Source organism: Streptomyces sp. WMMB 714 (genome assembly GCF_900090125.1).
Classification (GTDB): Bacteria; Actinomycetota; Actinomycetes; order Streptomycetales; family Streptomycetaceae; genus Streptomyces; species Streptomyces daqingensis.
The window spans coordinates 79,445-94,187 of record NZ_FMHJ01000012.1; the positions used below are offsets into that span (position 1 = coordinate 79,445).

General features: G+C 68.8%; 6 protein-coding genes and 1 pseudogene. 1 reads left to right on the forward strand and 6 read right to left on the reverse strand.

All coding sequences use genetic code 11. The features are described from left to right. Nucleotides 1–107 precede the first annotated feature (107 nt). The 6 genes and pseudogenes from H181DRAFT_RS21170 to H181DRAFT_RS21195 all read right to left on the reverse strand — a co-directional run. Nucleotides 108–608, reverse strand: a pseudogene (locus H181DRAFT_RS21170) ((2Fe-2S)-binding protein); the annotation flags it as partial. Further along, a complete protein-coding gene (locus H181DRAFT_RS21175; protein ID WP_045866155.1) occupies nucleotides 605–2,974 on the reverse strand; it encodes a xanthine dehydrogenase family protein molybdopterin-binding subunit in 2,370 nt (789 codons plus the stop codon). The gene H181DRAFT_RS21175 and the pseudogene H181DRAFT_RS21170, both read right to left, overlap by 4 nt. After that, on the reverse strand, nucleotides 2,971–3,840 hold the full coding sequence (locus tag H181DRAFT_RS21180; protein WP_045866156.1) for an FAD binding domain-containing protein: 870 nt from the start codon (nucleotides 3,838–3,840) through the stop codon (nucleotides 2,971–2,973). The genes H181DRAFT_RS21175 and H181DRAFT_RS21180 overlap by 4 nt, the downstream gene beginning before the upstream one ends. Before the next feature lie 156 nt (nucleotides 3,841–3,996). Continuing rightward, nucleotides 3,997–5,418 (reverse strand): MFS transporter, encoded by a 1,422-nt coding sequence (locus H181DRAFT_RS21185; protein WP_045866157.1) that lies wholly within the window; start codon nucleotides 5,416–5,418, stop codon nucleotides 3,997–3,999. Between the two features lie 108 nt (nucleotides 5,419–5,526). Continuing rightward, nucleotides 5,527–6,795: an FAD-dependent monooxygenase gene (locus H181DRAFT_RS21190; protein WP_045866158.1), complete on the reverse strand. Its 1,269-nt coding sequence runs from the start codon at nucleotides 6,793–6,795 to the stop codon at nucleotides 5,527–5,529. A 56-nt stretch (nucleotides 6,796–6,851) separates the two neighbouring features. After that, nucleotides 6,852–7,883, reverse strand: a complete 1,032-nt coding sequence (locus tag H181DRAFT_RS21195; protein ID WP_045866159.1) for a 2,5-dihydroxypyridine 5,6-dioxygenase NicX family protein — start codon at nucleotides 7,881–7,883, stop codon at nucleotides 6,852–6,854. Between the two features lie 509 nt (nucleotides 7,884–8,392). Here H181DRAFT_RS21195 and H181DRAFT_RS21200 point away from each other — a divergent pair. Then, nucleotides 8,393–14,716, forward strand: coding sequence for a protein kinase domain-containing protein (locus H181DRAFT_RS21200; RefSeq protein ID WP_074467973.1), 6,324 nt, complete (start codon nucleotides 8,393–8,395; stop codon nucleotides 14,714–14,716). The last annotated feature ends 27 nt before the right edge of the window (nucleotides 14,717–14,743 follow it).

Here is a 14,743-nt window from a genome sequence, read left to right on the forward strand (position 1 = left end):
TCGCATGCCGCGCCGGGCGGCACCGTGTCGCTGGTGTTCTCGTCCTCGTTGCTGTCGCTGCTGCCCCCGTTGTGGTGCGCCGTGCCCTCCAGCCGTGAGCGGAGGGCGGCACGGCGGCGCGCCGCGCAGTCGTCGATCGCCTCGACGATGGTCTGGTAGCCCGTGCAGCGGCACAGGTTGGAGGCGACGACCTCGCGGATCTCCTCCTTCGACGCCTCGGGGCGCTCCGCGAGGAACCCTTCGGCGAGCATCAGGAACCCTGGCGTGCAGAAGCCGCACTGCAGTCCGTGGTGCTCGGAGAAGGCCTGCTGGAGGTCGTTGAGCCGCGTGCCGTCCGCGAGCGACTCCACCGTCCGGATCTCCTTGCCCTCCGCCTGCGCCGCGAACATCAGGCACGCGCGTACGGGCGCGCCGTCGAGCAGCACGGTGCACGCGCCGCAGATGCCGTGCTCGCAGCCGACGTGGGTGCCGGTGAGCCGCAGGTCGTGGCGGAGGACGTCGACGAGGGTGCGGCGGGACTCCGTCAGCAGCTCGTGGGTCTCGCCGTTGACGTTCAGGCTGAGCAACTGCCGCTGCTGGACCGGGTGTTCGGGGGCGTTGTCGGTCATCGGGTGTGCTCCAGGGCGCTGACCACCGTCTCCGGTGTGATGGGGGTGTCGTCCAGTTCCACTCCGGTGGGGAGCAGCGCGTCGTTGACGGCGTTGAGCACCGCTGCCGGCGCGCCGATGGTGCCGCCTTCGCCGACGCCCTTGGCTCCGGTCTCGGTGAAGGCGCACGGCGTCTCCAGGTGGTGGATGGACACTTCGGGGATCTCCAGCGCGGTGGGGACCTTGTACTCCATGAAGCTGACGGCCGAGGGCGCTCCCTGCTCGTCGTAGGTGACCTGCTCGAAGAGGGCGCCGGCGATCCCCTGGGCGATGCCCCCGCGCGTCTGCCCCTCGACGACCTTGGGGTTGATCGCGACGCCGCAGTCCTCCACGCAGACGTAGCGCAGGATCTCCACCTGCCCCGTCCCCTCGTGGAGTTCGGCGACGACGCCGTGGGTGGCGTTGGAGAAGGTCCCGTCGTTCAGGACGTCGAACGACGCGGTGGCGGTCAGGCCCGGCTCCGCGTCCTTGGGCAGCAGATGCGACTTGAGGTACGCGATGTCGGCCAGCTCCTCGTAGGGCACGGTGCGCCCGTCGGCGGGGCACCGGACCAGGCCCTGCCCCAACTCCAGGTCCTCCGGCGGGACTTCGAGAACGGATGCGGCGATCGCGATCAGCTTCTCGCCGAGCCTGCCCGAGGCGAGCCGTACGGCGCTGCCGCCGATCGCGATGGAGCGGCTGGCGAAGGTCCCCCAGCCGTAGGTGATGCGGTCGGTGTCGCCCTGGTGGATGCGCACCTTGCCGATGTCCAGGCCGAGTTCGTCCGCGGCGATCTGCGCCAGCGTCGTCTCGTGGCTCTGCCCGTGGCTCATCGTCCCGGTCGTGACGACCAGCGCGCCGCTGGTGTCCATCCGCACCTCGGAGATGTCGAAGCCGGGCACGACCTCCATCTTGCGCTGCGCGAAAGCGGCCGAGCCGTAGCCGGTCCGCTCGCTGAAGCAGGAGTAGCCGATGCCGACGTGCCGACCCTCGGCGGACGCCTTCTCCTTCGCGGCGTACCAGCCCTCCTCCTTCAGCACCGACTCGCACAGGTTCAGTGACTCCAGGTACGAACCCGGGTCGTACGTCACGTTGTTGACGCCCGTGTAGGGGAACTGCGTGATGAGGTTGCGGCGGCGGATCTCCGTGGGCTCGAGTCCCAGCTCCCGTGCGGCCCGCTCGAAGAGGCGCTCCATGACCATCACGTACTGCGGCCGGCTCACCCCCCGGTACGGCGCTGTGGGCGCCTTGTTGGTGGTGATCGCCCGTGCCCGTACCCGGTAGGCGGGGACCTTGTAGACGCCGGGCATCTCGGCGGAGGCCATCAGCGGCTCGATGCCGGCGGTGAACGGGTAGCACGAGTAGGCGCCCATGTCGCAGACGATCGCCGCGTCCAGGCCGAGGATGTGCCCGTCGGCGTCGAAGGCGGCGCGCACGTCGTAGTGCTGTTCGCGGGCGAGGAAGGACGCGGTGAGCGCGTCCTTGCGGTCCTCGACCCACTTCACGGGCCGGCCCAGCCGCAGCGCCGCCGCGCCCGCGGCTATCTCCTCGCGGCCGACCACGCACTTCTGGCCGAAGCCCCCGCCCATGTCGGGTACGACGACGCGGACGGCGCGTTCGTCGAGCCCCAGGCAGCGGGCGGCGGTCGTACGTACCTGGTGAGGCACCTGCGTGGACGTCTGCAGAAGCAGCTGCTCCTCGCGGTGGTCCCAGCTCGCCACCACTCCCCTCGTCTCCAGGGGAAGCGCGTTCTGGCGTCCCGTCCTGGTCTCGACGTGCACGACGCACGGCGCCTCGTCGAAGGTCCCGTCGATGCCCTCCGTGGCGAACATCGAGACGTCGAGAAGGGTGTTGCCGCTCGCCTCGCCGTGGACGAGAGGCGCGCCGGGGGCGAGTGCCTGCTCCTCGGAGACGACGGGCGGCAGGGATTCGTAGCTCACCCTCGCCGCCTCCACTCCGTCCTCGGCGGCGTACGCGTCCCGTGCCACGACCACGGCGAGCGGCTCCCCGGCGTACCGGACCTTCTCCCGGGCCAGCACCGGCATACCGGTGGGCACGAACTCGCTGACGGGACGGCCCAGCCGCGCGGTGATGTCGGCGAGCCCGAGGTCGTCCGCGCTGAACGCCGCGACGACGCCCGGCACTTCGCGTACGGCCGACAGGTCGAGGCCGGAGATCTCGGCGTGCGCGACGGTGCTGCGTACGAACTGCGCGTGGAGCATGCCCGGAAGTTCGATGTCGTCGGTGAAGCGCCCGTTGCCGCTGAGGAGCCTGGGGTCCTCGCGGCGGCCGACGGACGCACCGATCCACGGGCGCTCCCCGTCGGGACGGACGGATCCGGTCGTCATCGGGCCATCGCCTCCTCGCATGCGCGTGCCACGAGCGTGCGGATGAGGACCCGCCGGTAGTGGGCGCTGCCGTTGCCGTCGCTCGGGGGGTCGACGGACTCCGCCGCCACCGCGGCGGTCCGTGCGTACAGTTCGGGGCCGGGCGCGCCGCCGCTCACCAGCGCCTCCTCGGCCTCCGGCACCCGCACGGGCATGGCGTCCACGCCGCCCAGCGCGACCCGCGCGGCGGTGAAGTGCCCGCCGCGGGGGGCGGGTTCGAGATCGACGGCGGCCGAGACCGTGGCGAAGTCGCCCTGCCTCTCCGCGAATTCGGTGAGCGCGGCGTGCGGTGCGGGCCTGGGGAAGACGACCTCGACGAGGATCTCGTCGGGTTCCAGGGCGGTGGTGTAGTAGCCGTGGAAGAAGTCCGCGGCGGCGATGCGGCGTTCGCCGTCCGGCCCGTGCGCCACCAGCTCCGCGTCGAGCAGCACCGCGAGCAGGCACCACTCGGCGGTGGCGTCGCCGTGTGCGAGGCTGCCGCCGACGGTGCCGCGCGTGCGGATCGGAAGGTGCCCGACCCAGCGCATGGCGTCCCGCAGCACGGCGAACCCGGCGCCGAGCACGCCGGCCGGTGCCGTCTCGACGGCGTGGTGGGTGGTGAGGGCGCCGATGTGCAGTCCCCCGCCGCTGTCCGTGCGCAGTCCGGCCAGCCCGGCCAGACCGCCGATGTCGACGAGGTGGCCCGGGCGGGCCAGGCGGAAGTTCATCATCGCGACGAGGCTCTGGCCTCCCGCGATGACCTTCGCCTCGTCGCCGAGCTCCGCGAGCAGGCGCGTGGCCCCCTCGACGTCGCGCGCGCGGTGGTACGTGAATGCGGCGGGCTTCATCTGACGCTTTCCTCTCCCTTCGGTCCCCCGGTCTCGTGCCGGATCCCTCCGGAGCCACCGGAGACGCCGCGCCGGTGTGCTGCCGCCCGGGTCGGGCGGCAGCGGCATCCGGCCGCTGACCGGGGGCGGGGCCCGGCAGTCCCCGCCCCCGGGGACTCAGCTCTGGACGGGCGCCTTGGCGACCGGCGGCAGATCGGCACCGGCCACGCCGGGCTCCCCCTCGCCGTCGATGTCGTCGAGCGACTTGCCCTTGGTCTCCGGAGCGCCGAACGCCATCCAGACCACGGCCAGCACCACGACCGCTCCCAGCACGGTGAACGTCAGGGGCAGGCCCAGCAGCGGCCACATCACCGAGCCGAAGAGCATCGGTGCGAACCCGGTGCTGACCCGGCTGACGGACGAGGCCCAGCCGAAGCCGCTGGCCCGCAGCGTCGTCGGGTACAGCTCGGCGACGTACGCGTACAGGACGGGGATCGTCAGCTGGATGAGGAAGCCGAACGCGGCGATCCAGATCAGCGCCGCCGTCTCCACCTTCAGCATCGTCGCGAAGGCGACGAGCGCCGCGGTCGCCACCGGCGCGGAGACCCCGATGAGCCACTTGCGGCCCACGACGTCGACGAGCCACGTCGAGGTGAGGACGCCGACGATGCCGACGCCGCTCATCAGCGTGGGGCCCATGAAGGAGGCGGTGTCGTTGTAGCCCTCCTCCTTCAGAATCGAGGGCATCCACGTCAGGGCCGCGTAGTAGACCATCATGATCGTGATGAAGAGGGACCACGAGACGGACGTGATGCGCGGGTTGTACTTCCACAGCTTGCGGAACTGGTCGAGCCCGGCCCGCAGGCCCTTCGGCCGGTCGGAGCCCTCGCCGGGCGCCGGGACGGGGATCTCGTACGGCTCGGGCAGCGCTCCCGTACGGGCGACCAGGCCGTCGATGACGCGGCGCGCCTCCTCTTCCCTGCCGACCCTGGCCAGGTAGATCGGCGACTCCGGCACTCCGCGCCGCACCCAGAAGAGCAGCAGCGCCGGCAGCACCATCGTCGCGAGCATCCACCGCCAGTTGCCCGGCAGCGGCACCATCGACGTGGCGACCAGGCCGCACAGCGTGACGCCGATCGGCCACCACAGGTCGAGGGCCGTGAGGATCCGGCCGCGGTGCTTCCGCGGCGAGAACTCGCTGACCAGGGCGTAGTCGACGGGGATACAGCCGCCCAGGCCGACGCCCGCCAGGAAGCGCAGGACCAGGAAGACCGAGTACTCGGGGGAGAGCGCTCCGAGCACGGAGAAGAGGGCGAAGATCAGCAGCGTCGCGCTGAACGCCTTCTTGCGGCCGATGCGGTCGGCGATGCCGCCCCACACCACGGCGCCGACGGCCATGCCCACGAGGTTCGCCGTGGCCACGAGGCCGCTCTCACTGACCGAGAGGTCGAAATCCTTGCTCAGCAACGGCATCAGGAAGCCGTTGAGCGCGATGTCCCAAGCGTCGAACAGGTAGCCGAGACCACCGATGATGAAAATCTTGCCCTGGACACCCCATTTCCATGGGAGTTCCTGGACTATCTGATCGCCTGTCTTCACGGTTTGCTCCACGGTTCGGTAGCGCACGTGCGCGGTGTTGGCAACGGACTGCAGCCGCCGGTTCGCTCGCCTGTCAGAGGGACGCCGAGAAGGGCGCACCCGCGCAGCTCACCGGGAGAACTGATAGGAGAAGGCCCCGAGGTCGGGGTCGTTGAGCGGGGTACCGCCCCACAGCCAGTCGTACGAGACGTCGGACTCCCCGTCGAAGCGCTTGAGCTTCGCGTCGCGTTCCCGCTGCTCGGGCCCGTCGGGGAAGTGGTAGAAGGTCTTGTTGCGCAGCGAGGCCTGCTGCACCATGCCGGCGTGCTTCGCCCGCCGGTCCACGTAGCGGCGCAGCGCTCCGTGGATTCCGCTGGTGGTGACAGCGCCGAGTTCCTCGGCGAGGACGGCGGCGTCCTCCATGGCCTGGGATGCGCCTTGTGCCTGATAGGGAAGCATGGCGTGGCAGGAATCGCCCAGCAGCGCGACGTTCCCGTCCATCCACACAGGGTCAGGACGCCGGTAGTAGAGGGCGAAGCAGGACACGTCCTCCTTGGCTTTCGACAGCATCGCGGGAACGCGGTCGTCCCAGCCGGGGAAGGCGTCGGCCAGCTCCTCGGCGCTCGAAGGGGCGACCCACCGCTCCGCGACCTCGTCGGTGCAGGGGACACAGGCGACGACGTTCAGGTACTCGCCGCCGCGGATCATGTAGTGGACCAGGTGCCGGTCCGGGCCGTACCAGATCGTGGACTGGAACCTGTCCACGAGCCAGCGCGTGGCCGGGTCGGCGGCGATCAGGTCGCCCGGGATGAGGGCCCGGAACGCCATCTCGCCGGAGAAGCGGAGGGTGTCCTCCGCGCCCATGAGGTCGCGGACGCGTGAGCGGATGCCGTCCGCACCGATGAGGGCGTCCCCCGCGTACCGGCCGCCGTCCTGGGTGACGGCGACCGGCCGCAGCGGATCGGTCCGGTCCAGCTCCACGACCTTGCTGTCGGTGCGGAGCCGTACGACCGGCCCGGGACCCTCCGGGTCCGTGCAGGCGTCCATGATCACGCGATGGAGGTCCGCACGGTGGTAGTGCCAGTACGGAGCGTTGTACTTCTCCTTGCAGAACTCGCCCAGGCTGGTCAGGCCGACGACGCTGCCGTCCTTCCACCTGCGCCGCACCTGGTCGAGCGGTTCGGTGTGGATGGCCTCCAGCTGCCGTCGCAGGCCGAGACCCAGCAGGATCCGGCTGGCGTTGGGCGCCGTCTGGATGCCCGCTCCCACCTCGCCCAGCTCCGGCGCCTGCTCCAGGACGGTGACCCGGATGCCCCGGTGCCGCAGGGCGAGAGCGGCGGTCATGCCGCCCAGACCGCCTCCGACGACGGTGACTTCGAAAGACTGGCTGGCCGCCAAAGCTCCTCCAAGGCGTGATCAGTGAACAAGTGGACCGCGGGCCTGCGGGGCCCGGATCAGTCCTCGACGAGCCGGCCGTCCACGACGACGTCGGTGCCGTCGACGGAGACCGTGCAGCCGCGCATCGCGATGTCGACGTGCGCGTAGGACTCGCGGCCGAGGACGGGGTGCGGTCCGGTCGACCACAGGAAGTTCCCGGCGAACGCCCGGGCGTCCATGCCCATCAGCTCGCTCTTGCCGTACAGGGCGGTGGCGAACCAGTCGGCGCTCTTCATCAGCCCCCAGCCCATGTGGGAGAGGCTGCGGCCCCACTTGTCGTCGGCGTCCTCGAAGAAGGTCTCCAGCATCTTGGCGTCGGCTCCGCCCGAGATCTTCTCGATGTGGCCGTCGGCGATCTGCAGCGTCACGGGGGCGCGGACGTACTCCTTGAAGGGCAGCAGGATGTCGCCCTCGGCCAGTACGAGCCGGCCGTCGGAGAACTCCGGCCAGCACAGCACCATCGTGCTCGGCCAGTGGTCCCAGCGGCCGGGGTCGTCGGCGAAGCCGACCTGGAACTCCGGGTGGGCGTTCTTGAGCTGCACGGTCAGGTCGGTGCCCGCACCGGAGGTCACACGCATCGTCTCCGACCGCTTGAGCAGGCCGGACGCGGCCAGGACCCGCTCCTTGTCGCCCTCCTGCGGCAGGTTGCGCACGAGCACGTCGGGGGCGTCGCAGACGAAGATGATGCGGGTGCCCGTCTTGAGGATCTCCTGCTGCACGGGGGCGTGGATGAAGCCCTCCTGGGTGAGGTCGACGACGAGGTCGGCCGACTTCAGCAGGTCCTGCGCGGCGCCGTCGTTGAGCACCGAGGTCAGGCCCGGTCCGGACCCGGTACGGGTGCTGTCCGCCGGGGCCGCGCTCCCGCCGGGCACGGTCGCGGCGATGACATGGGCTCCCAGCGACTTCGCGGCTCCGAAGGCGGCGGCGACGTAGTCGCCGCGGCTGTCCGGCTCGGAGAGGACGACGACGTGCTCGTCCTCCTTCACCTTGCACAGCTCCAGCTCGCGCCGGAAGGCGCCGAGCAGGTCGACGGACGAGAGATCGAACATGGGTGTCCCTCCAAGGAGGCTTCGCTTCAGATGTGGGCCACGGACGACGGCGCCCGGCAGTGGGCGTGTTCTCGTCGGTGACAGGGCGTCGCATCGGTGTCACGGGATACGCGAACAGGCTGAATACAGCCTTCCGCTTCAGCTCTGACCAGCAGAGATACGCGAGCTCTCCGGCCCGGTGAGAATTAATCCGAACACGTACGAACTCTGCTTGGCAAGGGTTCGGGCTCGATTTAACGCCGAATTTTCGCCAGCGAGTGATCGAGCGTTCGTCCAGATGCGGCAAATCTGCATACAACCATTCAGGTAGAAAACATGTCTTTTCGTGCAGATCCTGCAACAGTTGGGACTGTCGGACTCCGGCATCTCAACTCACCCCGAAATCAGGCCAGTTCGAACGATGCAGTGTGGGAGGGCAGGGGGCGCTCTGCCACCATGTGTTGCGGCGTGCGTCACAGCGGAGAGTGCGCGGTGCGGGCTGCCAGCACGTAGGAGAAAGAGGAACGACAGTGGGTCAACGGCTTGTCGGGGGCCGGTTCCGGGTGACGGAGGTCATCGGTTCCGGGAACATGGGCGAGGTTCACAAGGCCGAGGATTTACAGCGGCCCGAGAGCGACCCGCTGCGGACTGTCGCCGTGAAGACCATTCTCCGCCGTCGTTCCGGCACCCTGATCGACAGTGGGGCCGAGACGAAGGCCGCTCAGCGCTTCGCCAGGGAAGTGCGCATCATGCGTAACCTGAATTGCCACCCCAATCTGACTGTCCTTATCGACGGTGACGTCGATGAGACCGGCGGTGGCTTGCCCTATCTCGCGATGGAGTTCCTGGACGGCACGACCCTGCGGGCTCTCATCGCGGAGGAGCGGCAACTCCCCTTGGAATGGGCCATTGCCATCGGTGCCCAGATCGCCTCGGGCCTGGCAGCCGCACACACCTCGGGCGTTGTCCACCGGGATCTCAAGCCCGCCAACATCATGCTGACCAGGGGTGGCACGGTGAAGGTGCTCGACTTCGGCATGGGCCGGATAGTCGACGATCCGGACGAGACGCGGGTGACCAGCAGCGGCGTCAGCGTCGGAACCGCCCGCTACATGTCCCCCGAGCAGTTCAAGGCGGCAAAACAGATCACACAGGCCGCGGACCTGTACGCACTGGGCTGCGTGCTTTACGAGATGCTGGCCGGAGTACCGCCGTTCACCAGCGGATCGGCGTACGAGCTCGGAGAGAAGCACATACACGAGGCGCCGACGCCCGTGAACATCGTGCGACCGTCCATCCCTGCCGAGCTGACCCGTCTCGTGGATCGACTCCTGGCCAAGGACCCCACCGAACGCCCCGCCGACGCCGTCGTCGTGCGCGATGCGCTACTCCCGCTCATCGGGACGGCGAGGGAAGGCTCCGGCGCTTCAGCGCTCCCCCACTGGAGCGCGCTGGACCCCGTCCAGGCCTTATCACCCCGGACGCCCGTCCCCACTGCCCCACCGTCCCCCTCGGTTGCGGAGGACCGGCCGCGCCCGTCCTCCGCCGACGCCGGCATGGACGTCTTCGGCATTCACCGCAGACTCATCGAGGAATACCGCTCCTTCACGAAGGGCGGCACAGTCATCCGTGACGACAGGATCGAAGCCTTCGTCGAGGAAGACCTCAACGCCAAGTCGCAGTGGCCTGATCCATGGCTGTCGCTCAACCCGTTCTTCGCAAGTGGCGGCACCGTCAAGGAGTTGGCAGGGGAGGGCATTCTGCACGACGAGTGCACACGGATCTTCCAGGCGGGGAAGACCGCGGGCGGCACGGTCCCCGACGGCCGGCCGCTGACCCTTCATCAGCATCAGTTCGAGGCGATCGGTGCTGCGGCGGAGGGCGCCTCATACGTGCTGACCACGGGCACCGGCTCCGGGAAGTCGCTGGCGTACATCGTCCCGATCGTCGACCGGGTACTGCGCGAACGGCAGACCGAAGGACCACGCCCGAACAACAGGGTGCGGGCAATCATCGTGTATCCGATGAACGCCCTCGCCAACAGCCAGCTCAAGGAGCTTGAGAAGTACCTGCGCGACGGCTACGGCGAAGGCCGCGAACCGGTCACCTTCGCCCGCTATACCGGCCAGGAGGACGACGAGCGCCGCAAGGCGATCCGCGATGATCCGCCGGACGTCTTGCTCACCAACTACGTGATGCTGGAGCTGATGCTGACGCGGCCTGCCGACCGGGCCAGTCTCATCAAGATGGCCCGCGGCCTGGAATTCCTCGTCTTCGACGAGCTGCACACTTACAGAGGCCGCCAGGGGGCCGACGTGGCCCTGCTCATCCGCCGGGTCCGCGAAGCCTGCCAGGCAGATCGCCTCCAGTGCATCGGCACTTCCGCCACCATGTCGACGGAAGGCACGGTCGACGACCAGCGAAGGGTGGTCGCCGCTACCGCGAGCAGACTGTTCGGGCTGTCGGTGCACCCCCGCAACGTCATCGTCGAATCCCTGATCCGGGCGACCGACGACGCACCGGAGACAGTCTCGGCAGAGCGGCTGCGCGCACCCGATGCACCCCGTGCCTATGCCGATCTCATACGGGACCCGCTGGCGCGTTGGGTCGAGACCCGGTTCGGTCTGACCACGGACGACGCGGGGCGGTTGGTGCGTCAGGAGCCGACAAGGATCGAAGGGGCGGCCCAGGAGCTCGCAAGAGCGTCCGGAGTGGACGCGGATCAGTGCATTGAGGCGATCCGCGCCACGCTGGAGGCGGGCTCACGAGCGCGGGATCCGGAGACCGAGCGCCCGCTGTTCGCATTTCGGCTGCACCAGTTCCTCTCCAAGGGCGACACGGTGTACGTCACTCTGGAGCACAAGCCCACCCGCCACCTGACCCGCTCCTATCAGCTCGAACAGCCGGGCAGCGGTGGCAAGTTGCTGATGCCGTTGGCGTTCTGCCGTGAGTGCGGTCAGGAATACCTGACGGTGTGGCGAAACGAGAAGGACGGCGAGGTCCAGTACGAGGCGCGCCGTGACACTTCCGCGACCGGAGGACGACAAGGCGACGGCTATCTGTACGTCGACGACGACCGGCCATGGCCGGTCACCACGCAATACGCGGTGGACGACCGCCGCCTGCCCGAGTCCTGGCTGGAGCTGGACGACAAGGGCCAGGAGGTCGTCAGGAAGTCCCACCGCGACCGGGTGCCACGCGCCGTCACCGTCGATCCCCTCGGCCACGAGGGACAGGGCGAGCTCAAGGCCGCGTTCATCCCGTCCCCCTTCCTGTTCTGCCTGCACTGCGGGGTGGCATACGAGCAGACCCGCGGCAGAGACTTCGCGAAGCTGGCGACGCTCGACCAGGAGGGCCGATCCTCGGCGACCTCCCTCATATCGGCGACGGTGGTCCGGTCGCTCAAGTCGGTCCCGGAAGGGGCGTTGGGCAAGGACGCACGCAAGCTCCTCACCTTCGTCGACAACCGCCAGGACGCCTCGCTCCAGGCCGGCCACTTCAACGACTTCGTACAGATAACGCAATTACGAGGTGCGCTGTACCGGGCGGCGGCGGACGCCGGAGATGAAGGCATCCACCACGAGGAGCTGGCGTCCGCCGTGACCAGAGCCCTCGCACTCGACCCGGCCGACTACACCGGTGAGAGCGACCTCCCGCCGTCCCTCGCCCGCAACGCCGCCAAGACCCTCCGCGATGTGATCGCCTTCCGGCTCTACATGGACCTGGAACGAGGCTGGCGCATCACCATGCCCAACCTGGAGCAGACCGGCCTCCTGGAGATCGACTACGAGGACCTGACCTGGGTTGCGAGCAAGCAGGACCGGTGGGCGGGCACACATCGGGCACTTCGGGACGCCGATCCCGCTCTGCGCTCCGAGATCACGAAGGCCCTTCTGAACGAGATGCGACGCTCCCTCGCCATCGATGTGTCTTATTTCCGGGATGACTTCGACTCTCTGCAGCGGGCAAGTGAGGAGCGCTTGGTGGACCCGTGGGTTCTGTCCGCATCGGACAAGCCCGCCATCGGTACCGCCTACCCGCATCCGTCACGCCCGGGACTGGACCGTTCCGGCCTCTTTCTCTCTGCACGCGGTAAATTCGGCAAGTTCCTACGACGCGCAGACCCCTCGTTCAAAAGCCTGGAAGCCGACGATCTCCAGCTGGTCATCGCTGAGTTGCTGACGGTCCTTCACAAGGCGGGCCTGGTGAAGGAGGTCTCCGCCACTCCTCAGCGCACGAGCCGCTATCGCAGGCCCACAGCCCCGGCCGCCCCGGGCTACCAGGTGGCGGCGCAGTCGCTCGTATGGCGAGCGGGGCGGGGCGAGACGGGCACGCACGACCCCCTCACGCGTACGTACCAGAGCGGTGACGGCCCTCGCGTCAACATCTTCTTCCGCGATCTGTACAAGAAAGCCGCCGGTGCACTGGCCGGCCTGTTCGCCCGCGAACACACCGCGCAGGTCGCGCCGGAGGAGCGGGAGAAGCGTGAAGAGGCTTTCCGAAAGGCGGAGTTGAAGCTGCTGTACTGCTCGCCGACGATGGAGCTGGGCGTCGACATCTCGTCGCTGAACGCGGTGATGATGCGCAACGTACCGCCGACCCCGGCGAATTACGCGCAGCGTTCCGGCCGCGCAGGCCGCAGTGGCCAGCCGGCCCTGGTCACTACCTACTGCGCGACGGGCAACAGCCACGACCAGTACTACTTCCGCCGATCCGAACGGATGGTGGCGGGCGCTGTCGCCCCACCGCGCCTCGACCTCGCCAACGAGGCCCTCGTCCGATCCCACCTCCAGGGCATCTGGATCGCGGAGGCCGGCCTGAAGCTGGGCCGCGCCATGTCCGAGGTGCTCGAGGTGCCTGCCCCCGAGAGCGGTGAACACCTCGCGCCTGCCCTGGAGTTGCACTCCCACATCCGCGACGCGTCCCTGGACACCGGTGCCCAGCAGCGCACCGTGGACTCCGCTCTGCGTGTGCTCGGTCCGCTGCTGCCGGACTTCGCGGAGACCACCTGGTGGTACGACGAGTGGATCCAGGACCAGGTGCGAACGGTGGACCGGCGGTTCGACGAAGCATTCGACCGCTGGCGGAAGCTGTTCCGGGCCGCTCTGGAGGACTACTACACCCAGGGCAAGCGCCGCATCGACTACAGCCTGACCGAACGGGAACGCAGGCACGCCAACGGCCGCCGCCGCGAGGCCGAGACCCAGCTGAACCTGCTGATGAACGAGAGCGTCGACAGCAAGTCGGTCCTCTCCGACTTCAACCCGTACCGCTACCTGGCCTCCGAGGGATTCCTGCCCGGCTACAGCTTCCCGCGACTGCCCCTCGCCGCCTACATCCCGACCGTGGGCCGCCGCCGCGGCGACGGTGACTATCTCCAGCGGCCCCGCTTCCTCGCCATCCGGGAATTCGGCCCCGGCGCGCTGATCTACCACGAGGGCGCCCGCTACCAGGTGACGCGGATTCAGCTTCCGCCGGACTCCTCCGGCGATCTGTCCACCAGCGCCGCACGCCGCTGCGGACAGTGCGGCTACCACCACGCCCCCGACAAACGTGAAGACCGCTGCGGCATGTGCAACGAGCCTCTAGGGGCGACGACATACGGGCTACTGCACCTGCACACGGTGTTCACCACACGCAGGGAGAGGATCTCCTCCGACGAGGAGGAACGTCGTCGTGCGGGCTACAAGCTCGAGACGTCGTACCGGTTCCACGATCACGGCGAACGCAAGGGCCGCCTGACCGCGTCCGTCTCCGATGCCGCCTCGGGAGCGCAGATCGCGGAGCTTGCGTACGGGGACTCGGCGACGGTCCGCATCACCAACATCGGCCGCGTACGCTCCAAGAGCGACGAACCCCCGGGTTATTGGCTGGACTTGGCCGACGGCCGCTGGATGAACGACCGCGACGCCTCCGAGGCGTCCGGCGACTCCAGTGAACTGGATCTGGTCGACGAGAGAGGCAAGGAGCGACGCCACAAGCAGCGTGTCATCCCGTACGTGGAGGACCGCCGCAACATCCTCGTCGTCACGCTCGACGAGCCGCTGTACGAGCCGGTCGCGCTGTCGCTGATGTACGCCCTGGAGCGGGGCATCGAGGCTGCCTTCGAGTTGGAGGACGCGGAGCTGAACAGCGAGCTGCTGCCGCCGCATGACGGACCACGCAACCGCATCCTGTTCACTGAGGCCGCCGAGGGCGGAGCGGGCGTGCTGCGCCGTCTCCAGTTGGAACCCGACGCACTGGCGAAGGCAGCCCGAGTCGCCTTGGCCATCTGCCACTTCGACGAGGACGGCAACGACCTTGGCGGCCCACAACCTGCCCGGCAATGTGCGCGCGGCTGCTATGAGTGCCTGCTGACCTACGGAAATCAACTCGATCACGGGGCCATCGACCGGCACACGGTGCGAGAGTTGCTGATGCGGCTGACATCAGCGCGTGCCAAGAAGGAATCGCGCGGCGAGTCACGGTCGGAGCAGTTCAAGCGGCTTCGCGACGGAACGGACGGCAAGCCCACGGCCGTCAAGGAGTCGGCGGCCGAACTGGCCGCCCGGGGCGATTTCCTGGGCTGGGCCAAGGTGAGCCGCCTCCGCCTCCCCGATGAGAACGGAACGTTCATCACGGAGGCCAACGCCGCGGCGGACTACGTCTACCGGCTGCCGGGCGTGAACCTGGCCGTCTTCGTCGACTCGCCGGACACCGCGATGACGGCCTTGCGGGACGAGGAGGCCGAGGAGCGGCTACTCGATGCCCGCTGGGACTTCGTCCGCTTCCCTCACGGCGCCGACTGGGACGAGATCGCCGCACTCCATCCCCGCTACTTCGGCACATCGTCGTCCGCGTCCTCCGCCAACTGACGCTCCATCAACATCACTTGGGACTGA